At 69.1% G+C, this 22,647-nt stretch carries 17 protein-coding genes and 1 pseudogene; 12 read left to right on the top strand and 6 right to left on the bottom strand.

Features of this window, described 5'->3' with window-relative positions:
* The first annotated feature begins 358 nt into the window (after window positions 1-358).
* Window positions 359-1,444, top strand: a complete 1,086-nt coding sequence (locus ADL12_RS09290) for an alpha/beta hydrolase (RefSeq protein ID WP_244187833.1) — start codon at window positions 359-361, stop codon at window positions 1,442-1,444.
* Window positions 1,445-1,509: 65 nt separating this feature from the next.
* Window positions 1,510-1,815, top strand: coding sequence for a hypothetical protein (locus ADL12_RS09295; RefSeq protein WP_244187834.1), 306 nt, complete (start codon window positions 1,510-1,512; stop codon window positions 1,813-1,815).
* Between the two features lie 1,067 nt (window positions 1,816-2,882).
* On the opposite strand, the gene ADL12_RS56260 is transcribed toward ADL12_RS09295, so the two are convergent.
* Entirely contained in the window at window positions 2,883-3,299 is a 417-nt protein-coding gene (locus ADL12_RS56260; protein WP_244187835.1) for a cation:proton antiporter regulatory subunit, read from the bottom strand.
* A 206-nt stretch (window positions 3,300-3,505) separates the two neighbouring features.
* Entirely contained in the window at window positions 3,506-3,874 is a 369-nt protein-coding gene (locus tag ADL12_RS09310) for a hypothetical protein (RefSeq protein ID WP_208614503.1), read from the bottom strand.
* 419 nt (window positions 3,875-4,293) lie between these two features.
* Between ADL12_RS09310 and ADL12_RS56265 the strand changes: the two genes are divergently transcribed.
* Window positions 4,294-4,452 (top strand): lactonase family protein, encoded by a 159-nt coding sequence (locus ADL12_RS56265; protein WP_244187836.1) that lies wholly within the window; start codon window positions 4,294-4,296, stop codon window positions 4,450-4,452.
* Between the two features lie 48 nt (window positions 4,453-4,500).
* Here the strand turns inward: ADL12_RS56265 and ADL12_RS09320 are convergent, their stop codons facing one another.
* Window positions 4,501-5,022, bottom strand: a complete 522-nt coding sequence (locus ADL12_RS09320; protein ID WP_062700456.1) for a nitroreductase family deazaflavin-dependent oxidoreductase — start codon at window positions 5,020-5,022, stop codon at window positions 4,501-4,503.
* Between the two features lie 174 nt (window positions 5,023-5,196).
* On the opposite strand from ADL12_RS09320, the gene ADL12_RS09325 reads away from it, so the two are divergent.
* The 3 genes from ADL12_RS09325 to ADL12_RS09335 all read left to right on the top strand — a co-directional run bounded on the left by ADL12_RS09325 (window position 5,197) and on the right by ADL12_RS09335 (window position 7,790).
* A complete protein-coding gene (locus ADL12_RS09325) occupies window positions 5,197-6,285 on the top strand; it encodes a PP2C family protein-serine/threonine phosphatase (protein WP_062700458.1) in 1,089 nt (362 codons plus the stop codon).
* Between the two features lie 34 nt (window positions 6,286-6,319).
* Entirely contained in the window at window positions 6,320-6,856 is a 537-nt protein-coding gene (locus ADL12_RS09330; RefSeq protein ID WP_062700460.1) for a MarR family winged helix-turn-helix transcriptional regulator, read from the top strand.
* Window positions 6,857-7,070: 214 nt separating this feature from the next.
* Window positions 7,071-7,790 carry a hypothetical protein gene (locus ADL12_RS09335; protein ID WP_244187837.1) on the top strand — a complete coding sequence of 240 codons (720 nt, stop codon included), beginning with the start codon at window positions 7,071-7,073 and terminating at the stop codon, window positions 7,788-7,790.
* Window positions 7,791-7,793: 3 nt separating this feature from the next.
* On the opposite strand, the pseudogene ADL12_RS58425 reads toward ADL12_RS09335, so the two are convergent.
* Window positions 7,794-7,892: pseudogene (locus ADL12_RS58425) on the bottom strand (DUF4142 domain-containing protein); the annotation flags it as partial.
* Between the two features lie 393 nt (window positions 7,893-8,285).
* Entirely contained in the window at window positions 8,286-10,982 is a 2,697-nt protein-coding gene (locus ADL12_RS09340) for an FG-GAP-like repeat-containing protein (protein ID WP_425265082.1), read from the bottom strand.
* Window positions 10,983-11,310: 328 nt separating this feature from the next.
* On the opposite strand from ADL12_RS09340, the gene ADL12_RS09345 reads away from it, so the two are divergent.
* A complete protein-coding gene (locus ADL12_RS09345; protein WP_062700499.1) occupies window positions 11,311-11,913 on the top strand; it encodes a response regulator transcription factor in 603 nt (200 codons plus the stop codon).
* Here the strand turns inward: ADL12_RS09345 and ADL12_RS09350 are convergent.
* Entirely contained in the window at window positions 11,854-12,870 is a 1,017-nt protein-coding gene (locus ADL12_RS09350) for a sensor histidine kinase (protein WP_244187839.1), read from the bottom strand. The two genes, ADL12_RS09345 and ADL12_RS09350, sit on opposite strands and share 60 nt — an antisense overlap.
* A 434-nt stretch (window positions 12,871-13,304) precedes the next feature.
* Between ADL12_RS09350 and ADL12_RS09355 the strand changes: the two genes are divergently transcribed.
* From ADL12_RS09355 to pstA, 5 genes are all read left to right on the top strand, one after another.
* The gene (locus ADL12_RS09355; RefSeq protein WP_062700502.1) at window positions 13,305-19,559 is read left to right on the top strand and encodes a DNRLRE domain-containing protein; all 6,255 of its coding nucleotides are present in this window, start codon (window positions 13,305-13,307) and stop codon (window positions 19,557-19,559) included.
* A gap of 136 nt (window positions 19,560-19,695) precedes the next feature.
* Entirely contained in the window at window positions 19,696-19,974 is a 279-nt protein-coding gene (locus ADL12_RS09360) for a hypothetical protein (protein WP_062700466.1), read from the top strand.
* Window positions 19,975-20,253: 279 nt separating this feature from the next.
* Window positions 20,254-20,463, top strand: a complete 210-nt coding sequence (locus ADL12_RS56270; RefSeq protein ID WP_063806635.1) for a hypothetical protein — start codon at window positions 20,254-20,256, stop codon at window positions 20,461-20,463.
* Between the two features lie 2 nt (window positions 20,464-20,465).
* A complete protein-coding gene (pstC, locus tag ADL12_RS50005) occupies window positions 20,466-21,743 on the top strand; it encodes a phosphate ABC transporter permease subunit PstC (protein WP_244187844.1) in 1,278 nt (425 codons plus the stop codon).
* Window positions 21,740-22,645 carry a phosphate ABC transporter permease PstA gene (gene pstA, locus ADL12_RS09375; RefSeq protein ID WP_062700468.1) on the top strand — a complete coding sequence of 302 codons (906 nt, stop codon included), beginning with the start codon at window positions 21,740-21,742 and terminating at the stop codon, window positions 22,643-22,645. Before pstC ends, pstA begins: the two co-directional genes overlap by 4 nt.
* Window positions 22,646-22,647 lie beyond the last annotated feature (2 nt).

The raw sequence follows: 22,647 nt of genomic DNA on the forward strand, positions 1-22,647 counted from the left end.
TCGGCGGCGTCTGGCTCGAGCATCCATGTCGCGCCATGCCGGGCCGCTCCAGGGGGCCTCCGGTGTGCTCATGGACGGGCCCTGTCCAGGCGCCTCGCTGTTACGAGAACTCACCGCGACCGTCGCCCTCCAGCAGTCGGTGAAGATCGTCGGTCACCGGGAGACTCCGCGGTTCGTCAGGACCAGCAGGTCCCCCCGCGGCGGCGGGGCTGGGTGGGGAAGTCCCAGGACATTTCCCAGAGTTGAAGGTGTTACGTTCATGAACATGCCGATGGGATACGTGGCGACGACCACGCTCTTAACCTGGTGCACATTCTTCGCCGTTGTCGCGCCCCGCCGGCCCCGCCCACTGGCGACCATGAGCTTCTGGTTCGGGATGGTCCTCAACGAGGTGCCATTCCTGGGCATGTTCGCCGTAGTGGCCTCCACGGCATTGGCCGCTGCCCAAGGCGATCTGGGGTCACCGGCCAGCAAGGTGACGGCCGCGGTGGCCTTCGCCACCATCCCCGGGATGGCCGTGTCCGCCTGGCGGGGCCTGCGGACGGACCAGGCGGTCGGGCACGCCCTCGAGCAGGGCCTCGGCACCGGCTGGCGGAATCATGTGCACAAACCGCTGCGCCGCCACCGGCCCTGGGCCCGCATCTTGCTGCTGCCGGGCCTGATGCGGCAGCGCGACGTGCAGCGGATCCCCAACATCAGCTACGGGGACGCCGGCCGCCGGAACCTGCTCGACATCTACCGTCGCCGCGACACACCGCAGAACGGGCCGGTCCTGATCTACTTCCACGGCGGCGGGTACACAAGCGGAGCGAAGAACCGCGAGGCACGGCCCCTGCTCTACCGGCTCGCCGGCCAGGGGTGGGTGTGCATCAGCGCCAACTACCGGCTGCGGCCCCAGACCACTTTCCCCGGCCACCAGATCGACGCCAAGAAGGTCATCGCCTGGGTCCGCGAGCACGCCCCCGAGTACGGCGCCGATCCGTCGAAGCTGTTCGTGGCGGGCAGCTCCGCCGGCTCCAACCTGGCGGCCCTGTGCGCGCTCACGCCGAACGACCCGCTGTTCCAGCCCGGATTCGAGTCGGCCGACACCTCGGTCACCGCGGCGATCTGCCTCTATGGCTACTACGGCCACTTCTTCGGCGAGGAACCCGACGAAACGCCGTCCCCGAACCAACCGTATGCGTACCTCAACCCCGGTGCGCCACCGTTCCTCATCGCCCACGGCACCAAGGATGCGCTGGCGACCGTCGAGGGCGCCCGGAACTTCGTCGCCCAACTGCGCCGCGTCTCGGACAGCACCGTGGTCTACGCCGAACTGCCCGGCGGACAGCACGCCTTCGACCTGTTCCACTCCCCGCGCTTCGAGGCAGTCGTGGACGGCGTCGAAGCCTTCGCCGCCTGGGTCCTGACTGCTCCGGAGCGCACTCCCGACTCGGCCCGTTAGGTCGTTTCTGATGGCTCTCGCTGGGTGGCTGGATCAGGGTCGGGGCTGGGCATGTGGGGCGTATAGTGCGGCGACGCGAGTGCCCGACCCGCCACCCGGGCGGGAGTCGGGGCGACGGCAGCGGCATCCCGGATTCCGCACCGCAACCGCACCGCAGTGAGGCTGAGGACGAGGCCGCGCTGCCCGACGCCTACCGCACGATCCTGGCGATCGCGCGGGACGCAGATGGCCCGGTGCAGGTCAGGGCGGTCGGTGAGCGGCTGAGCCTGGACACCTCGGCGCGCGGCAAGACGGAGCCGCTGCGGGCGAAGATGACCAAGCCCGTCGAGCAGGCTTCCCGGGACACCGCGGGGAACGCTACCTGTTCTTGATGCGCAAGCATTCGCCCCTCTCCCCGGAGCCACGGATGTCGGAGCCTTCGTCCTCCGGATCCGATGCGCTTGGCGAAGGATGGGACGGGCTCCGGGCCGCGTGGAGCCCGAAGGTGGCGCAGGTCGGCATCGACTGCCACTGCGCCACCTGCTTGCCGACAGGGCGCCGTATGCCCACCGCCTACCCGCACTCCGCGGGGTGTCTGGTGCACCGCAGTGCTTTCCCGGCATCCACGAGACTGGTGCCCGCGTCGTTCGCGGTCTTCTGTTTCAGGGCGTGCACCTTCGTGGAGTAGATGTCTTCACCCCGTGCGGCGGCCCAGATGTTGATGATCCGGGAGCTGTCGTCCTGGAGGAACAGATCCTGGCCTGCGTCGACCTGCTCGATGACCGCCTGTTGCCAGCTGCCCGCGATATAGCGTGCGCGGTTCACCTTGTAGGGCGGAGGGCTGCCGGCAGTGCGAGTGAGGCGTTGCAGTACGTCCGAGCGCCATTGTTCGGCCTGCGACTTGGGGATGTCGTCGGCGATGCTGTCGTAGTAGCCGAGGCCGGCGGCGCAACTGCGCGCCGGCCAGGTGTAGTAGGGGCCGGTGGCGTGAGCAGGGACCTCCGCGAGGCGTGTGGCGCACTGACGGACGTGTGCGGCTCGCAGGTCGGCGTACGCAGCGGGGTCCTGGGACACGGCGTGCAATACGGTGACGAGGTCGTCGGTACGAGCCGACATGCGGACGGTGCTGCCGTCCTGCCACGGGGTGCTGTCTTCTCGGTGCGTGTACTCGTCGTTGACGCCGCTCAGTATCTCCTGCGTGTCCTGGGCATAGTCCACCAGAGCCCCCGCGAGCGGGGCGCGCAACTCCGGGGCGATGGTGGGCTCCCGGCGTCGTTCGATGGCCTCGCTGACCGCGGTGACGGTGGCCTGCATCGCACGGGCTTCAGCGAGCGTATGCCGTCCGGGAGTTGAGCCGGTCGCGGCATCCTTTATCGCGGTGCCGAGGGCGCGGCAGTCCATGCCCTCCTTGTATGCGGCGCCGAGGGAGCGTCGCAGGGCCGTGTCGGACAGCAGGCTGTCACAGTTCGGCGTGTCCTCGCGCGCGACAAGGGCATAGCCGACCGCTCCGCCGCCGATCAGGATGAAGGCGGCTGCTGTCGCGGCGAAGAAGCGTGCGCGCCGTGGGCGTGCTGTCTGCAGTGGCGTGTTGTTTTTCATCTTCCTGGTCCTTCTGCGGCGTCGCCAGCCGGTTGACGACTGTCACCGTGCCCATTCGCACCTGTCGCCGCCGCAGGTTCGGCGTGTGGTGGGCGGGCATCAGCGCGTCGATGAGGGTAGCCGCCTCTTCCGCGGTCAGCCGCGCGGACAGGGAGCAGGCGTCCGGGTCGTCCTTCTGGTACGCGTTGATCGTGCGCTGCCCGTCGTGGTGGGCGACCACCGACAGGTGGCGGTTCTCCCGTGTCGTCAGGTCGTAGCGGACTCCGATGCCCGGCATGGTGTGCTGCTCAGGCGTGGCGCGCCCATGACTGTCCCCCTTTTTGTCGGCGTGAGCGATCGATCGTGCGGCTCGCCTGCGGGGGCCGTCCGGACACGTGCCCAGGTCCAGCCTGTGAGGCTCATCCGAGGTGGGAGGGAGGGGCGGGGCGCCTGGAGCGGGGCTCGCCAGCCTGGTGGAGGCACCACGTGAGCCCTCGCCAACCCTCATAACAGGGCCTCGACGCCGCGGAGTTCCTTGCGCGCGAGATCTGGATGCGCGCGCTCGCGGTCGAGGACGAGGAGGAGGCAGAGCCCTTCGTGGGTCCGGCGGGTCAGCGGGCGGATGAGGTGGAGTTCGCCGACAAAGGTGACCAGGATGTCCTCGATCTGCTCCGGCTTGTAGCCGGAAAGATTCAGCGCGGAGAGATGGGCGCGCACGATGTCGGTACAGCCGTGGGCGGCCCGGTTCAGGTCGAGGTTCTTCCGGCGGCTCATCGCGCCGAGCGGCATGCGGCTGACGTAGTCGACGAGGACGGCGCCGAGGGCCCCCTCGACGCGCATTGCGCGGTTGAGCGCGACCTGGACGGTGGACACGGCCGCCCCCCTCTCGGCATAGGGTCTTCCTCCGTGCCGACCAGGCTTCCCGGCGCTCCAGCCCTGCCGCGGCCCATCGAAGGCAGCGTGCGGCGGGGCACTTTTGCATCGAGCCATGGTTCGCTGCCGTCCGCCCCGCTCATGCGGAGTCTTGGTGTCAACAACTCCGCGGGCGAGGTGCCCTTCGCGATCACCTTCGACAAGACCGGCCGCATGCTGGTCGCCGAGGCTGCCAAGTCAACGGTCAGGACACGCTGTGCTGGCTGGAGCGCGCCGGTGACTTCTTCTACGGCGGCAACACCGGCGACTCCACCGTCACGGATTACCGCGCCGATGCCCGCGGCAGGCTGGCCCTCACCAACGACGTCGGCATCGCCAGGCCCCCGTCGGCCAAGTCCCAGGGGGTCATCGACCTGGCGGTGACGCAGGACGAGAGGTTCCTGTACGTGCAGAACGCCGTCTCCGGCACGGTCGACGGCTTCCGTATCGGCAGGAACGGATCCCTCACCAAGGTCACCACCGTCACCGGACTGCCCGCCTTCGCCGAGTCCGGCATGGAGGGCATCGCCGCGGTGTAAGGAAAGCGGCCGCCGCGGCCCGGCGCCCCGGACACACCGTCCGGGGCGTCACGTGCGTCCGCGTCCGTACCGGCGGTGTCCGCCGGCACAGGTGAGCCGGACGAACGGAATGGCTCGGCCCGCCTCGCGGAACGACGCCACACGGCCGTCGACGGGAAAGCCCATGAATCCGCACAGGCGGCGAGCCGTTCGAGGGTGCCGCCGGGCGTAGTCCACCATGATCTCGGCGCCCTCGTCGGGTGAGAGGAAGTGGGCGGTGACGGCGTGGGGGCGATTGCCGATCTGAATGACGGTCTTCGGCTGGTGGCACAGATTTTGGTACCAGTCCGCCTTCGGCCCGAAGCCGGCGGCGACGATCCAGCTGTCGACGCCCGGATCGTGGGACACCACCTCCAGGACGACCCGGTGGTCGAGGTCGGTGACGCGGCCGACGTGGTGCAGCAGAAGCAGCCGGTTCCCGAGCAGCGGCCCCAGTCCCGCGCGGAAGAGGAGGATCGGTGCCCGTAGGGCCAAGCGCCGCCATCCGGTGGGGAGTCGAGGGCGGCTTGGGGCGGTGTCTCTACGCGCCATGGTTGCCTTCCACAGATGGTCGGGAATGTCGGCTCTTGGACTCGATTGGGTAAAGGACCCGAGGCAAGAGCCGTCTCGCGCGGCCTACCTTTGCATAGTCTAAACGTGAGGGGGAGGCGTGCCCGCGGAGGTGAGGGGCGACTCTCGAGCGCCTCGACACCGCTGGAGTACGCCATGACCGACACGAAGCCGCCGTCGACGCCGACGGTGCTGTCCTCCATGCCCGTTGTGGTGATGGCGGTGGTGGCGGTCGCGGACGTCGTCGCCGGGCCGGGGGTGGGGTTCCTCCCGCTCGTGTCGCTCGGACCCGCGTTCTCCGGCCTGGTCGGAGGGTGGCGGCGTACGGCGGGCTTCGGACTGGTGGCGCTGGTGCTGTGTGTGGCACTCGGGCTCTACGACGGGCTGTTCGAAGAGCGTCGGGGATACACCGCGCTGGCCGCGGTGGCGGGTGTCACCGGCATCGGCATCACAGCGGCCGTGATGCGCTCGCGCCGGGAGGTGGAACTGGCCAGCGTGCGGTCGATCGCCGAGGTTGCCCAGCGGGTGCTGCTGCGGCCGGTTCCGCTGACCGCGGGCCCGCTGCAGGCGGCGGTGTCGTACACCTCGGCGGTCGCCGAGGCCCGGATCGGCGGCGACCTGTACGAGGTGGTGGCCTCGCCGCACGGAATCCGGGTGATCGTGGGGGACGTGCAGGGCAAGGGGCTGGCCGCGGTGGAGACGGCGGCGGTCGTCCTCGGCGCGTTCCGGGAGGCGGCGCACGACGAGCCGGGCCTGGTGGGTCTGGGCGAGCGCTTGGAGCGCAGTGTGGCCCGGGAGCTGGAGGGGGAGAAGTTCGTCACCGCGATCCTGGCCGAGATCGGCTCGGACCACGAGGCGGTCCTTCTGAACTACGGCCATCCGGCCCCGATGCTGGTACGCCGGGACGGCACCGTCGACTTCCCGCAGCCGCCCGCATTCGCCCTGCCTCTGGGGCTGGGCGCCCACGGGGGCGACGGCCCGAAGCCGTACCGGGTGGACTTCGCTCCCGGCGAGCAGCTGCTGCTGTACACCGACGGCGTCACCGAGGCCCGCGACGAGCAGGGGAGTTTCTACCCGCTCGGCGATCGGGCGTACTTGCTGAAGGAGTTCGACGCGCACCGCGCCCTGGAGGCGCTGCGTGCGGACCTGGCCCAGCATGCCGCCGGGCCGCCTCGCGACGATGCCGCGATGCTCCTGCTGCGTTACCACGGTCATGGGGAAGGAAAATCTGTTCCCATGGGGTGAGTGAGCAGTGCGTTCGGCGCGGTAGAAAGGACGCATGGCGGAGCGCGCGATCCCCGAGGGGGCCATGGATGATGTCGATGCGGTGACCCGGGCGGTGCTGACCGCGTCCCGGTTGCTGGTGGCGGTCTCCGCCCGCTCCCTTGCCGAGGTCGAGGAGAGAGTGACGCTTCCGCAGTTCCGGATGCTGGTGGTCCTGCACACGCGGGGTGCCACCAAGCTGGTCGGGCTCGCCGATCTGCTCGGCGTGGCACCGTCCACCGCGATGCGCATGGTCGACCGGCTGATCGCGGCCGGGCTCGCCGACCGGCAGACCAACCCCGCCAACCGCCGCGAGACGCTGCTGCGGCTGACCGAGGAGGGGCGCCACACCGTCGAGAACGTCACCGCCCGGCGCCGGGCCGAGATCGCCGCGATCGTCGAACGGCTCACCCCGACGCAGCGGCTGGCGCTGATCGAGGCGCTGACCGCCTTCAACGAGGCGGGCGGGGAACCCTTGGCCACGGTGCTGGACGATACGGAGCCGCATCCTCTGGGCTGGGCGGTGGATGTGGCGGCGGCGCGCGACGCCTGAACCGCCTCTTGGCCGACGTCGGGTTCGGCCCGAACTTTTCCAGCCCAGACGCGTTTTGCATAATGCAAGGGAAAGGTGGAGGTGCGGTCCGGCTGCCGGATCCCGGCAAGGCGGGCCGCGTATGTGTGTCCGGCCGGGGGCAGTGCTGATCGCTCGCCCGTGACGCCAGGATGTCGTGGACGGACAGGGACCAGGGCTGGAGGTGGGGACGCGCATGCACCGGGCGAGCCGACCCCTGCCCACCGTAGAACCGCACCTGATGGCCCACCTGCGCACCTCGGTGTGGGGGCCGGCGGAATTCGTCGGCCTGCCACCGTGGTGGCTGGTCGGGGAAGGGCTCCTCGCCGGAAGTCTCGGGGCTGTGGCCATCGTCGGCACCGCCGTCGTCGGCGCCTGGTACGGGCTGCCCGCGCTGGCGGCCGGCGAGGCAGGGCTGGTCTGCGCCGTCGCACTCGTCCTCTATCTGGGCATGGTGCGTGCAGGCCGGGCACTGGTCGGCCTCGTCGCCGTACTTGCCGTGTGCCTCGCGCTCCAGGTCCCACAGGCGGCCGCGGGCGTGGTGCTGGCGGAGCGTGGGCGCGTGGAATCCGTGGTGGTGACGTCCGTCGAGGGTGGAGCGACGGCCGCAGCCAGCCGCGGCCGTTACCTGTGCTCGGTAGCCGACCAGGGCGGCATCCCGCTCAGGGTCCGCATCTGGCGCGGCTGCGGACAGACCACCCGGCCGGGCGACGTGCTCGCCGTGGTGTACGACCCGAAGGGGCACGTGCCGACACGCGGTGTGGAGGCGGAGGTGACAGCGGTGGGACCGCTGCGCGACGTGGCCGGCTGGGCCGCCGCGCTGGTCGCCGCGTGCCTGCTGGCAGTCGTCCGCTCCTACCGCCTGACCCACACCGCAGCCGCCCCTGCGCACGGCACTGATGCGGCCACACCCTGATGCTCAGCCGGCCGACGGGGAAGGCGACGGCGAGGCGGTGTTCACATCCAGGTCCGGGCGCGGAGTGAGAACCACGACCGGGGCACCCGGCTGGGGCGCGGGCGCCAGGGCCGTGGCCTGCAGGATCACGATGCCACCAAGTATCAGGCGGAGGGGCTGAGGCGGCGGATGCTGAGGCCGGGAGCCCAGCCCGACTGCGCGGCTGCCAGCCGCGGTTCGAGTCGTAGCCCCACCGAGTCCGGCCGTCTTTGCCCATGAAGCATTTTGCCGGGCCGGCCATCTTCGGCGGTACCGAACGAGGGCGAACGCGATGCCGAGTGCGGGCAGGACGTACCTCTTGCGCGCCCATCCGGCGGCCGAACGATTGAGCCTGAAACCCCATCCGCCTATCCCTGACCAGCCGATCAGCACCTCCTAAATGTGGCCGTGGCACATAAGGACAGGGGCCCTCCGTGCCGGAGGACCCCTATCGGCGTGCTGGTATGCGGTGGCGGGTTACGGGGTGAGCGTCTGGCCGAGGTGGGCGCCCGTCGGGGTGCCCAAGGCGCTCTTGCTGTAGTAGACGCCGCCGCTCGTGTCGATGCCGGAGCTGCCGCTGTCCAGCTGGAGGATGACGCCGTTGTAGCTGTCCTCGCCCTCGACGCCGATGGCGAGGTCGGCGCGGCCCCAGCCGGAGAGGTCCTGCAGGACCACGGCGGAGCCGAACTTGTCGTTGGGCTCGGTCACGCCGGCGATGCCGCTGCGGTCCTGGCTGTACCACTGGGCGCCGGAGCCGGTCAGGCCGGAGGAGGTGCCCTTGAGCAGCAGGGCCATGCCGGCGTTGGACTGGTTGGTGCCGCTGCGGGTGATGTCCTCGCCCGGCATGCCGGTCAGGACGTCGGCGTAGCCGTCGTCGTTGTAGTCGCCGACGGAGACGGAGGCGCCCATGGCGTCGCCGGCTTCGGCGGTACCCGGGACACCGCTGGTGTCCTGGTGGACGGTGCGCATGCCGGTGGTGGTGAAGCCGGTCGAGGTGCCCGGGACGACGGTGACCTGGCCGCCCTTGAAGGCGCCGGACTCGGCGGTGAAGGGCTGGCCGATGGCGATGTCGTCGTAGCCGTTGCCGTTGACGTCGCCCACGGCGATGGAGCGGCCGCCCTTGACGGACAGGACGCTCACCTTGACCAGGCCGGAGGAGGTGCCCTTGAACCAGGTGACGCGGCCGGTGCCGGACTGGTCGCGGTAGTTGAGGGCCACGTCCGCGTAGCCGTCGCGGTTGAAGTCGCCGGTGGCGGAGTCGAGGGCGGCGAGCGAGCCGGTGGCGCCGGTGAGCTTGCCGTACTGGGTGGCGCCGCCGGTCAGGCGGGCGTTCCAACTGCCGCTGTTGCCGGTGCCGGCGGAGAAGACGTCGGCCTTGCCGTCGGCGTTGAAGTCGCCGACCGTGACGGTCGTGCCAAGTTTGGCGCCGGTCTGGGTCACCCCGCTGGTGCTGTACATGAACCCGGAGTTCAGGCCGGGACCGTACAGGACGGTGACCGCGCCCCGGTCCTTCGCGGTGCCGAGGTCCTCGCCGGGGGAGCCGATGGCGAGGTCGGCGTAGCCGTCGCCGTTGACGTCGCCCCACGCGGTGGCGGCGCCGAAGTTGTCGCCGGACTCGTGGCCGCCGGGGACACCGGGGCTGTTCTGCGTGAAGGAGCGTTTGAACGCGGCGTCCGGCCCGCCCGTGCCACCCGGCACGACCGTCAGCGTGCCGCCGCTGCTCAGCGCCCGGGGCGTGCCGGCGACCAGGTCGCCCACGCCGTCGCGGTTGAAGTCGGCCGTCGGGATCGCGGAGTTCGCGCCGGCGCTCGCGGCGAAGCGGCGGATCTCACCGAGCTTGGCGTACATGGTCTGGCCCGGGCACTCGGTGGCGTAGCCGTCGCGGTGGCCGGAGATGGTGTTGAGGGTGGCCTCCTCGCCCTGCTGCCACACCCCGGTGTTGCCCCCGGCGGTCAGCGTGACCTTGCCGGTCGGATTGCCGCCGTACTGGCCCAGCTTCCACGCGGCGACGCGGGCGACCGACTCCAGCGTGGCCCGGGTCGGACGAGCCGGCGCGATGCCCTTGGCGGCATCGCCCTGGAAGTCGCCGAGGACGGCGATGCCGGTGGAGTAGCTGTTGAAGCCGTAGGTGTGCGCGCCCATCACGGGCAGGTCGGCGCCGCCCGCGCGGCCCTCGAATATCTGGCCGCACTTGTCGACCAGGAAGTTGTAGCCGAGGTCGTTCCAGCCGTTGACGTCGATGTGGTACGCCATGATGCCGCGCACCAGCGAAGCCGATTGGGCGCAGCTGTAGCTGTTGGAGCCGACGGTGTGGTGCACGAACACCGCCTGCACCTTGTCGAGGTACGAGGGCGGGTCGGCCACCTTCGACTCGTCCGCGCCCCACTGCGCCCGGGTGGTGATGGGCGGCTGGGTGACGGTGGACGGCGGGGCGCTCGGCACGGTCTCGGTCGGCGTCGGGGACGCGGAGGCCGAGTCCGTCGGGGTCGCGGTGTCAGTGGGCGACGCCGTGTCCGTCGGCGTCGTGGCCGGGGCCGACGTGGCCGGATCCGACGTCGGCGTCTCGGTCGTGGTGCCCGTGGGGGTGACCGTGTCGGTAGGAGCGACGGAGTCGGTCGGCGTTGCGGCGGGGTCGGTCTCGGCGGCGAACGCGGCCGGCTCGAACTCGGTGGCGATGGACTTGGTCTCGGCGGAGGTCACGCCTGGGTCGACCAGGTTGACCTGGAGCCCGGTAGGCAGCCCGGCACTCGCCGTGCCGTCCTCGCGCACGACCTGGACCTCGACACCGTCGGACGGGCCGACCCACAGCGGCTCCGAGGCCCCGCGCATGCCCGGCTCGACACCCTCCGGCGGATCGGCGCCGAGTTCCAGGTCCTGCCAGGCGCTCCACTCACCGGTGTCCAGGCTGCGGGTGCGCACCTGGGCGGTACCGTCGATCTGCTTCCTGGGCCCGGTCCAGGAGACGCCCAGCAGCGAGAACTGCTTCGTATTGGTACGCGGCAGCTCCCGCTCCTGGCTGCCGGTGCCCTTCAGCGCGAGGTCGTAGACCTTCACTGGCCGTTTGGCCCGGTCGGCGTTGCCCGGATCCTCGGACGGGCCGGCCAGCGCGTACGTCGCCACGCCCCCACCCCCCAGGACTACCGCACCGAGCGTCAGCCAGGCTCTGCGCTTCAGGCTCAGCGGTCTGTACGCGTGCGACGTACGACGCGCACGTCGAGTACGACGGCTCAAGATGAATCCCCACCCCGAAGAAGGCCGTAGAAGGCCGGAAATAGGTAAGTCACGCGAGGCACATCCGTCACATGGAGGGCCCGCTGCACTCAGCGTTTTGCACTGTACAAACGTCACAGCACGGCTGGTGGGGTGATGTAGATCACTCGGCCGCGTGACGCGCAGAGGGGTGCAGGACCGGACCTTTGCCGGAGCCCGGCAGGGAATCGCACATCGATGCTGCCGAGATGACGCAGTGCGCCAGCTGCAAGCGGATCGGACTATTCAAGTCATGATCAGGGTGCTCGTCGTGGAGGATATGCACATTGTTCGGGCCGGCCTGGTCGCTCTTCTCGACGGCGAGTTCGGCATGGAGGTCGTGGGTCAGGCTGCCGACGCACATGAGGCCTTGGGTATGGCGGGGCGCATTGAACCCGACGTAGCGCTCCTGGACATTGATCTACCCGGCATGGACGGGCTGGCGTTGGCTGGTGAGCTGCCCCAGCACGTGCCGGCCTGCCGGGTTGTGATGTTGACCGCTATGGACAGGGTCGGTTACGTCCGCCGCGCCATCGATGCCGGAGCGTCGGGGTACTTGCTGAAGACCATCTCTTCGAAGGAACTCGCACAAGCCGTGCGCGCGGTCAGTGCCGGCGGGCGTGTGATTGAGCCGTCAGATCTCGCTGACGCGGCAGGGGAGGTGACTCCGCTGACCCCGCGTGAGGCGGAGGTTCTCAGACTCGCCGCGAGTGGGGCGGACACGCGGGCGATAGCCACTGACCTCTTCCTGAGCGTGGGGACGATTCGCAATCGCCTGTCGGCCGCCGTGGGGAAGCTACACGCGCGCTCGCTTGTGGATGCGATTCGCATCGCCGAGCGCCACGGGTGGATTTAGAGGCAGCTCGGCGGTCATGACGAAATGCCCACCATGAGATGTGGTGTCGAGCATGCCGCCCAGCGACAGGACTCGGAAGCGTAGGTTCGCCAGCCCGTTGCCTGGCCCAGCGCCCTCCGTGCTGGGTGGCACACCGTCGTTGTCGATGGACAGCCGTAGGTGGGACGAGCGGACCGTCACCTCGATTTCGCAACGGGACGCCTGGCTGTGCTGCAGCACGTTTCCTATGCCCTCGCGCAGAACGGCACGCAGGCAGTTGGCCGTGGGCCCGCCGAGATCGAATTGGGGCGGCAGGGTCATGCGTGTGACGATGCCGGCGCAGGCCAACAGGTTTTGCGCATGCGCGAGCTCCGCGTGCAGTTGGGCAGCCGTCCCGTGCCCGGTGATGTCCCGGATCTCCTGGTGCGTGTGTCGTGCCAGCGCCGCGATGTCGCTGAGCGTCTGGTGAGCAGGTGTAGTGCTCGGAGTGCCCATGAGAGCCCTCTCGCTCTGCACGGCGATGGAGACGAGCGAGGAACCGACCAGGTCGTGCAGGTCCTGCGCGATGCGGGCCCGTTCGCGGTGCTCGGCCAGTCGCGCGGCCTGGCTGTGTGAGGCTTGAAGGCGTGCTGCGAGCAGGGCCAGGTGGACGACCGCATACACACTGCTGGCGGTGATGACCGTGGACACCAGCACGTTGATGCCGCTGCGCTGAGTGGTCACCAGACTGCTGTTCACGAGAAGGGGGCCGCTTGCTGCCACGGCTGCCACGATGACGATCGAAACCGGGCGCGGCACCGTCAGCAGCACGGCTCCGGCGAGGAAGCCCAACAGGCTCAGCCATGCGTACTCGAAAACGAGGACCGGCAGATAGGTGAGCACCGCCTGCACGCCGAGCAGCCCCCAGCGCCACCGGTAGGGGAGACGGTACGGAGGAGTGGCGTACTGGCCGAGGAGCACAGCGGGCAGCACGATCATCAGGATGACCCCGGTGATCAGCGTTCCCTTGCTGAGAGGCTGGGCCAGTAGGTCTGTGGCCAGCAAGGTGAGCGAGCCCGTGACCAGGACCGTGAGGGACAGTGACGCGATTCCGGCGGCCTGAGTCATCCGCGTGCGACGTCCCACACCCTGCCCCGTTCCATGACCTGTGCTCTCGGCTCTGCGGGTGTGTCCGTTGACGGGCGCACCTCGCCGTCATCGTGCGACCGCTCAGGCCGGCAAAGGGTTGTACACGGGATCGGTGAAGATCTCACTTCTTTCGCGATCGCAGAAGTGGTCGGATCGGGCGCCCCCCATGTCCTGATCGCAAGGGATGCCATTCGATGAGACATGCCCTGCCCCGAATACGGGGCTCTGTGCTCGCCTTCCACCGCCGCAGACGGGCTTTGCCCCGGATCGCCGCGGCCGCCGCCATGCTGATGGCCGCCGAATCAGCCCTTCTGGTCGCCAACACAGGCGACGCCGTGGCCCTCAGCCTGTCCGGCCCGCGCCAGGAGGCGAAGGCCGCAAAGCCGAAGAAGCCCGCCGTCAAGCAGGCCGACGACATCCCGTCGGCCCGCGTCGCCGCCCGGCTCTACGGGCACCGCGTGGAGGCCCTCAGCGAGCGCACCGAGACGTCGACCACCTGGGCCAACAAGGACGGCAGCCTGACCACTGAGATGGCGCCAGGGCCGATCCGGTTCCAGCGGGACGGTCAGTGGACCGACGTCGACGTGGAGCTCAAGGAGGTCACCGGCGGCGTCGAACCGAAAGCACACCCCGACGGGCTGCGCCTGGCCGGCCGGAGCGGAACCCCCGCCACGTCGCTGAAGGCCGCGCGTAAGGCCAAGGCGACCGACCTGGTCACACTCGGCGAGGGCGAACAGAAGATCACCCTGCAGTGGAAGGGCGGACTGCCGAAACCGAAGCTGGAGGGGACGCGCGCCGAGTACGTCAACGCCGTGCCGGGCGCGGATGTGGTCGTGGAGGCCACGCGGACCGGCTTCGAGCAGTTCGTCGAGATCAAGCAGCGGCCTGATGAGGGCGGCTACTCCTACACGCTGCCGCTCAAGGCCAAGGGGCTGAAGGCAAAGCAACTGTCCGACGGCAGTGTGCTGTTCACCGACAAGAGGAACAAGAAGCGGGCCGTCATGCCGGCCCCGGTGATGTGGGACGCCACCGTCGACAAACGGTCCGGTGAGCACACCAACCGAGCCCGCGTCGGCCTGAAGGTCGTGAAGAAGGGCTCGTCCTTCGACCTGGTGATCACCCCGGACGCGAAGTTCCTCGCCGACCCGGACACCCAGTATCCGGTCACCGTCGACCCGTCCACGTCCTCGCTGTCCAACGTCTTCGACACCTACGTCCAGCAGGGCGAGACCGTCGACTGGTCAGCCGACACCGAACTGGACCTGGGCAACCCGGGCACCAAGAACGCTGACGGCACCCCGCGTACCGCCCGGTCCTTCATCTCCTGGAACACCACGCCGATCCAGGACGCGCTGGTCCTGGACGCCAAGCTGAGCCTGTGGAACTTCCACTCGGCCAACACCGACTGCCTCGCCTACCCGTGGGAGGTGTGGTCGACCGGAGCGGCATCCACGTCCTCGCGCTGGACCGCGCAGCCGACGTGGACGGCGAAGAAGGCCACCTCCACCGAGACGACCGGTAACCCCGGGTGCTCCACCCAGCCGGACGGCTGGATCAACGCCGACGTGAGCACGCTTGTGCAGGAGTGGGCCTCGGCCAAGGCCACCCGCGGTCACATGGGCCTGCGCGCCTCCAGCGAGACCGTGGTCGCCCAGTGGAAGCGGGTCAACTCCGCCAACGCGGCCTCCAATCCGCCGAAGCTCGTAGTGAACTACAACTATCGGCCGCGCACGGGCACCAAGCAGGAGGCCGGACCGCCGTACTTCTCGTACGACGGCGCCTATGTCGTCGACACCACGACCCCGACACTGCGCGATACCTTCGTCGACGCCAACGGTGACAAGGTCAACGGCACCTTCGAGGTGCGGGACGTGGCGACCGACACCAAGGTCGGCGAGTACCTCGTCTCACCCTGGGTGCCCTCCGGTCAGGTCGCCGAAGTCAGGGTCGCGTCCGGCGTGCTGAGCGACGGCAAGACGTACAAGTTCCGCACCTCGCCGTACGACGGGACGCATTACAACCTCGGTTGGTCGGCGTGGAAGACGTTCACCGTCGACACCAAGGCGCCATCCGCACCCACCAGCATCACGTCGACGGACTATCCGACGGGGCAGTGGGTCAAGGGCGCGGGGCAGACCGGCACGTTCACCGTCACGCCTCCCGCCGCGGATCACAACTGGCTGGAGTGGTCGCTGGACGGGGTGACCTGGACCAAGGTGGCCACCGGCGGCTCCACCGCGAACAAGGCCATCTCGATCACCCCGCCGAAGGACGGTACCCAGACCCTGCAGGTGCGGGCAGTCGACAAGGCCGACAACAAGTCCGAACCCGTCGAGTACACCTTCCATGCCGGCCCGGGCGGCTTCCTCCAGCCGGCCGACGGTGAGCGCACCGCGCGGCGCCTGCCGCTGGTCGCCGAGGCGGAGGCGGGCAAGTACGACGCCGTGTCCTTCTCCTGGCGTCGTTCGGAAGCCGACGACTGGTCACAGATCCCCGCCGGTGACGTCACCTCCGGCGGTACGGCGCTGACAGCCTGGCCGGTACCACTGTCGGGCGGCAAGAACGCCGCGCTCGTGTGGAACACCACGGACACCGTCGACCCGGACGGCTCGATCCAGATCAAGGCCGACTTCACCGGTCCCGACGGAGCGTCCGGTGCCACGCAGCCGCTGGCCGTCGTGGTGGACCGGAATGCCGACGGCGCCGCCGCCAGTGAGGTCGGGCCCGGTTCGCTGAACCTCCTCACCGGCGACTACACGCTCTCCGGCACCGATGTGTCCGTGCTCGAAATGACGGTGACCCGCAGTGCGTCCTCCCGTACCCCGCAGGCCGGGGCGGCGCAGGACGGACAGGCCGCCATCTTCGGCAAGGAGTGGGTGGCCGGTACCACCGCGCAGGCCGTCAAGTCCGACTACTCCGAGCTGCGGAAGACCTCGGATACCTCGCTCGACGTCGTCACCGCCGACGGGGAGACGTTCGCCTTCTCCGCCAACTCGGCCAAAACCGGCTGGATTCCGGAACCGGGTTCCGAGGACCTCACGTTGAAGGGGTCCTTCACCAGCGGTGACTTCACTCTGTCGGACACCGAGGGCAACGTCACCACGTTCAGCCGGGTCGACGCCTCCGCCGCTGCCTGGACCGTGTCCCGGTCCCTGGTCGACGGCCAGGCCCACTCGACGACCGAGGTGATCTCCGAGGCCGTCACCGTCGGCGGCCAGGTCCTCGCCCGCCCCAAGCGCGTGATCGCCGCCACCAGTGCGGTGACCGTCGGGACATGCGAAGCCGATCCGACGACCCGGGGATGCCGCGTCCTGGAATTCGTCTACGCGACCTCGACCACGGCCACCGCCACCACCTTCGGGAACGTCAAGGACCAGGTGTCCGAGATCCGGGCTTGGGCGACCACTCCCGGCAACACCGCGTCCACCGCGACCAGCGTGGCGAAGTACTCCTACGACGACGCCGGACGGCTGCGCGAGACCTGGGACCCCAGAGTCTCTCCGGCACTGAAGACCACGTACGCGTACGACTCCGCGGGCCGCGTCACCCAGTTCACGCCGCCAGGCCAGCTGGCCTGGACGTTCGCCTACGGCAAGGTTGGCACCGACCCCGTGTCCGGCGACGGCATGCTACTCAAGGCGTCCCGCCCGACACTCAAGGCCGGCTCCGCCGACGAACTCGATGGCGGCACGGCCCAGACGTCGGTCGTCTACGGCGTACCGCTCACCGGTACCACGGCGCCCGAGGCCATGGGCACCGGCGACGTGGCGGCCTGGGGCCAGCTCGACGCGCCCTCGGACGCCACCGCCGTCTTCCCGACCGGCTCGGTTCCGGCCTCGCACAGCGGTGCCTCCCTCGCGGCAGGCGACTACGGGCGGGCCATGGTGCACTACCTCAACGCCTCCGGCCGTGAGGTCAACACCCTGGATGCCGCCAAGAACATCACCACCACCGAGTACGACCGGTTCGGCAACGCGGTCCGGGAACTGTCCGCAGCCAACCGCGCGCTGGCGATGGGCATCACCGACGCCGACAAGGCCCAGCTGGCCGACCTCGGTATCGCCGGCCTGCCGGCGGCAGAGCGTGCCGAAATGCTGTCCAACCGCGGTATCTACAACGCCGATGGCTCCCGTGAGGTGGAGACTCTCGGGCCGCTGCACCGGGTCGTCCTGGACACCGAGCTGAAGGACGGCACCACCACCGTGCTGGCCGCGGGCGACCAGGCGATCGTGCGCCACCGCACCGTGAGCGAGTACGACGACGGCCGTCCCACCGACGGCACGGCGAGCATCTCGGACAAGGTCACCAAGCGCACCGAGGGGGGCCAGCCCCGCAACTGGCCGACGCTCATGGCCGATGCCAGGGTCACCCAGACGGTGTACGACTGGGTGGTGGGCCAGCCCACCAGCACCATCCAGGACCCGGGCGGCCTGGCCATCACCGAGAAGGCCACCTACGACACCGCCGGGCGGCAGATCTCCCGCAGCCTGCCCGCCTCGAGCGGATCCGACGCGGGAACGCTGATCACGGACTACTACACCGGCGACGGCACCGGCGCCTGCGGCAGCCGTCCCGAGTGGGCCGACGAGGTGTGCCGTACCCGGCCGGCTGCAGCGATCACCGGTGGAGGCTCCAACCCGACCCAGCTGGCGACCACGACCGCCGAGTACGACCGGTGGGGCGAGACCTCCAAGCTCACGGAGACCGCCAACAGCACTACCCGGGTCAAGACCACCGAGTACGACGACGCCGGCCGTACCAAGACGGTGACGATCACCGGGGGCACCGGCACCGCCGTCCCCGCGGTCACTACGACGTACGACCCGGTCAGCGGCAAGGTCGCCGAGATCACCTCCACGGGAGGCGGAACGATCAAGAAGGCGTACGACAAGCTCGGCCGCCTCATCTCCTACACCGACGCCGACGGAGGTGTGACCACCAGCCAGTACGACGCCGAGGGCCACGCGGTCCTGGTCAGCGACAACGTGCCGTCCAGCACGAGTTACGCGTACGACGCGAGCGTCGACCCTCGCGGTCTGCCCACGTCGATCACGGACTCGGTGGCGGGCACGTTCAGCGTCCGCTACGACGCCGACGGACAGGTGCGGTCGCAGAAGCTGCCGGGCGGCTACACCATGAGCCAGAGCACCAACCCGGCCGGAATGGCGATGGAGCGGACGTACACCCGCGACAGTGACGGCGAGGTGCTTTTCTCCGAGGCCCTCATTCCCACCGTTCACGGTCAGCGGTCCTCCTACACCGGCTCCGCGGGTCAGACGTCCAGCCAGACCTACCGGTACGACAAGGCGGGCAGGCTGGTCCGGGCGGAGGACGACACCGTCGATGGTGTCTGCGTCACCCGCAGCTACACCCTCGACAAGAACGCCAACCGCAGGACCCTGGCCACTTCGCCCGCCGAGCCCGGCCTGGCCTGCACCACCACGGGCGCGACGAGCACCAGCCACACCTACGACAGCGCCGACCGTCTCGTCGACTCCGGCTACAGCTACGACGCCTTCGGCCGGACCACAGCGGCACCCGGCACCACGCTGGCCTACTACACCAACGACCTGGTGCGCCAGCAGACCGCAGGCACCCAGCGGCAGACCTGGACCCTCGACTCTCAGCTGCGCTTCCGCGGCTGGACCGTGGAATCCAACGCCTCCGGCACCTGGACGCAGACCCAGTCCAAGGTGAGCCACTACAGCTCCGACGCGGACACCCCGCGCTGGACCGTGGAGGACACCGCCACCGGCGCGGTCACCCGCAACGTCAACGGATTCGACGGCCAGTTGGTGGCCACCACCGCCAAGACCGGATCGACCGTCCTGCAACTGGTCAACCTGCACGGCGACGTGGTGATGCAACTGCCCACCGCCGCCGGACAGGCCCCCACCGTGCTCACCACCGACGAATACGGCAACCGCACGAACACCTCTGCTGCGGTCCGCTACGGCTGGCACGGGGGCATGCACCGGTCCGGGGAGACGCTCACCGGACTCACCCTGATGGGAGTCCGGCTGTACAACCCGGCGACGGGCCGCTTCCTGTCCGCCGACCCGCTGCCCGGCGGCAGCTGCAACGCCTACGACTACGCGTGCGCCGACCCCGTCAACAACGAGGACGTCACCGGTTGCGCGACCTGCCGCGTGCCCAAGCACGCCTGGACCGGCCGCAGCTTCACCACGGTCCTGCGCACCACGCGCTGGAGCTACAGCGGATGGCAGAACGTCAACTGGCACTGGTACATGGACGTCCTGAGCGGTGACTACGGCCCGGTGCCCATCAGCGCGTGGAAGCGGCAGTACCGCTACCGCAAGCAGTACATCTTCAAGTGCAAGGTCGTGGCCTGGTACGGCTGGGGCCGGCAGAAGATCCTCGCGACCTTCGAAACGCACTGGCAGTACTCCTACCGCGACCGCACCACGTACCGCATCAAGTGGACGGGAATCAAGTGGACGCGGACCGGAGGCTGGAGCTGGACGAGAACATCATGGCGCTACGTGTCCAGCTACCGCATCGTCTACACAAAGGGTTGAGCCCGGCCTGATGACGTGCGCCTAGTGTGGTGCTCCGCGACGCCGGTCGCGGAGCACCACCTCCTTGCCCCCAACTCCAAAGCCGCAGGCCACCTCGTCCCCGGGGCCGGCCTCGGCTCCCCTCGTGGAGATACACATGCTTCCCGCAGTCGCTGCTTTCGGGATCGCTTTCTTCTGCCTCACCCTGTGGTGCTCCGTCACTGTTGCCCGGATGCGCGAACTACCCACGTGGCGCAGGTTCCTGCCGCTTGCCCTCTTCCTGATCGCCGCCGGAGCGAGCCTGCTGCGCGCCTTCGACATCCCGGAGGTGGCGAACGCAATCGCCTTCCCCATGAACCTGGCGGTCGTCCTTCTGGCGCTCAGGGAAATACGCGGCAGACGGCACCGACACGAGGCCAAACGCGCCGCACAGTAGAGGTTCACATTCCGTTTGTGCATCCGGGGTTCACATAGGCTGGATTCGATCCAAGTGTCCTTACGGCGCGCGCTGGCGCACCTCATCCACACGGCCGGGAGACCCCGGCGGACACGAGGATCGAGAGTCACGTGAACATTCCCACTACGTTGCGCCGGGCCAAGGCTCCCTTGGCTCCGACGGCGGCTGTGATGCCGGCTGTGAGTGCGTGCGGCGGTTCCGACGCGGGCTCTGGCGGCAGTGGCGACGGCGAGCAGCTGTCGGGTTCGGTCAAGGCGGATGGCTCCAGCACGGTGGCCCCGCTCCGACATCTCGGATGCCTCCCGTCCGATCAAGGACGAGGAGAAGGCGGCGTGTGAGTCGAAGGGCGTCACCTACGAGGAGTTCGCGGTCGCCAACGACGCGCTGACCGTCGTGGTGCCCAAGGAGAACGACTTCGTCGACTGCCCTGGAACCAGGTCGATGCGAAGTTCCCGGATGAGCCGCTGAAGCTGTTCGGTCCGGGCACCGACTCGGGCACCTTCGACTACTTCACCGACGAGATCAATGGTGAGGAGGGTGCCTCCCGCACGGACTACAGCCCGAGCGAGGACGACAACGTGATCGTCCAGGGTGTCGCCGGGTCCAAGGGCGGGCTGGGCTACTTCGGCTTCTCGTACTTCGAGGAGAACACCGACAAGCTCAAGGCCCTGAAGATCGACGGCGGTGAGGGCTGTGTCGCGCCGAGCGTGGAGGCGGCGCAGAACGGCACGTACACCCCGCTCGCGCGCCCGCTGTTCATCTACCCGTCGGCCAAGGCGCTGCAGCGGGAAGAGGTGCTCGCGTTCGTCGAGTACTACGTTGAGAACCACAAGGCCATCGCCGAAGACGCCCAGTTCATTCCGCTCAACTCCGAGCAGGAGACGACGCTCAAGGCACCCTCGACAAGCTCAAGGAATCGGCGAAGTGACCTCGTCGGCATCGTGGTCTCGCTGATCCCGCCCACGGTCGACTTCTTCGAACGGGTGAGCCTGGCTGAGTTCCTCGGCGGCACGGAGTGGACGGCGCTGTTCAGCTCGCCGGAGTACGGTGTGCTGCCTTTGCTGAGCGCCACGATGCTGATCACCGTGATCGCGCTGGCCGTGGCGGTCCCGGTGGGTCTCGGTTCCGCGATCTACCTGAGTGAGTACGCCAACCGACGTATCCGCAAGGCGCTCAAGCCCATCCTGGAGGTGCTGGCCGGGGTGCCGACGGTGGTCTACGGCTTCTTCGCGCTCAGCTTCGTCACCCCGCGCCTGCGGGAGTGGCTGCCGAGCGGGATGCAGCCGGACTTCCAGAACGCGTTGGCGGCCGGGCTGGTGATGGGCGTCATGATCATCCCGATGATCGCGTCGCTGTCCGAGGACGCCATGTCCGCCGTACCGGACGCGTTGCGGGACGTGGCGTACGCACTCGGCTCAGGCAAGCGCGTGGTGTCCGTGCGCGTCGTCGTGCCGGCCGCGCTGTCGGGCATTGTCGCGGCCTGTGTGCTGGGCATCTCCCGCGCCATCGGCGAGACGATGATCGTCGCGATCGCCTCCGGCAACCAGGCCGTGTTCAGCTGGGACCCCCTGAAGGCGATGCAGACCATGACGGGATTCATCGCGCAGGCCGGCTCCGGGGACGTGCCGGTGGCGTCGTTCGAGTACAAGACCATCTTCGCCGTCGGCGCGCTGCTGTTCGTCATCACCTTCGTGATGAACATGATCAGCATCCGCCTGGTGCGCAAGTACCGGGAGGTGTGCGAATGACCGACATCCGGGTCACCGAACCGCCTGCCCCTGCCCAGCCGCGCAAGCTGGCCGGACCCCGCTTCAGGCCCGGCGAGAGCGCCTTCCGCCTCCTGCTCCTGTGCTGCCTCGCCGTGGGGATCATCTTCCTCGGCGTGCTGATCACGTACATCCTGGTCGAGGCGTGGCCGCGGCTGGACTCGCGGCTGTGGAACAACTTCCCCTCCGTGCGCCGCCCCGAGCGCGCCGGCGCCCAGTCGGCGATCTTCGGCACGATCTGGGTGATCGCGTTCACCGCCCTGTTCTGCTTGCCCACCGGCATCATGGCGGCGATCTACCTGGAGGAGTACGCCGACCCGGGCCGCTGGTACAACCGGATGATCGAGCTGAACATCCAGAACCTGGCGGCCGTGCCCTCGATCATCTACGGCATCCTGGGACTTGGCCTGCTGGCCCGCCAACTCGCCCTGGGAACGACGGTGTTGACGGCCTCGCTGACTCTGTCCCTGCTCGTCCTGCCGGTCGTCATCATCGCCTCGCGCGAGGCGATCAGAGCCGTACCGCAGTCGATCCGACAGGCGTCGCTCGCCCTGGGGGCGACGCAGTGGCAGACGATCTGGCGCCAGGTTCTCCCGGCCGCTGTCCCCGGCATCGCGACCGGCTCGATCCTCGCCCTGTCCCGGGCGATCGGCGAGGCAGCGCCGCTGCTGCTGCTCGGCGCGGTGACCTATGTGGCGTTCAACCCTGAGGGCCTGGAGAGCGCGTACACCGTGCTCCCGATCCAGATCTTCAACTGGATCAGCCAGTCCCGCGAGGAGTTCCACCACCTCGCCGCCGCCGGGATCGTCATCCTCCTGGCCATCCTCCTGCTCATGAACGCGGCCGCGATCTGGCTGCGCAACCGCTTCAGTAAGCGCTGGTGATC

Source organism: Streptomyces regalis (assembly GCF_001509475.1).
Classification (GTDB): Bacteria; Actinomycetota; Actinomycetes; order Streptomycetales; family Streptomycetaceae; genus Streptomyces; species Streptomyces regalis.

Bases quoted from the DNA above. Each gene is read 5' to 3' on its own strand.
- ADL12_RS09355 (WP_062700502.1), top strand. From the start codon at position 13,305: ATGCTGATGGCCGCCGAATCAGCCCTTCTGGTCGCCAACACAGGCGAC.
- ADL12_RS09360 (WP_062700466.1), top strand. From the start codon at position 19,696: ATGCTTCCCGCAGTCGCTGCTTTCGGGATCGCTTTCTTCTGCCTCACC.
- ADL12_RS09290 (WP_244187833.1), top strand. From the start codon at position 359: ATGAGCTTCTGGTTCGGGATGGTCCTCAACGAGGTGCCATTCCTGGGC.
- ADL12_RS09350 (WP_244187839.1), bottom strand. From the start codon at position 12,870: ATGATCGTGCTGCCCGCTGTGCTCCTCGGCCAGTACGCCACTCCTCCG.
- ADL12_RS09320 (WP_062700456.1), bottom strand. From the start codon at position 5,022: ATGGCGCGTAGAGACACCGCCCCAAGCCGCCCTCGACTCCCCACCGGA.
- pstA (WP_062700468.1), top strand. From the start codon at position 21,740: ATGACCGACATCCGGGTCACCGAACCGCCTGCCCCTGCCCAGCCGCGC.
- ADL12_RS09335 (WP_244187837.1), top strand. From the start codon at position 7,071: ATGCACCGGGCGAGCCGACCCCTGCCCACCGTAGAACCGCACCTGATG.
- ADL12_RS09325 (WP_062700458.1), top strand. From the start codon at position 5,197: ATGACCGACACGAAGCCGCCGTCGACGCCGACGGTGCTGTCCTCCATG.
- ADL12_RS56260 (WP_244187835.1), bottom strand. From the start codon at position 3,299: ATGCCGGGCATCGGAGTCCGCTACGACCTGACGACACGGGAGAACCGC.
- ADL12_RS09345 (WP_062700499.1), top strand. From the start codon at position 11,311: ATGATCAGGGTGCTCGTCGTGGAGGATATGCACATTGTTCGGGCCGGC.
- ADL12_RS56270 (WP_063806635.1), top strand. From the start codon at position 20,254: ATGGCTCCAGCACGGTGGCCCCGCTCCGACATCTCGGATGCCTCCCGT.
- ADL12_RS09330 (WP_062700460.1), top strand. From the start codon at position 6,320: ATGGCGGAGCGCGCGATCCCCGAGGGGGCCATGGATGATGTCGATGCG.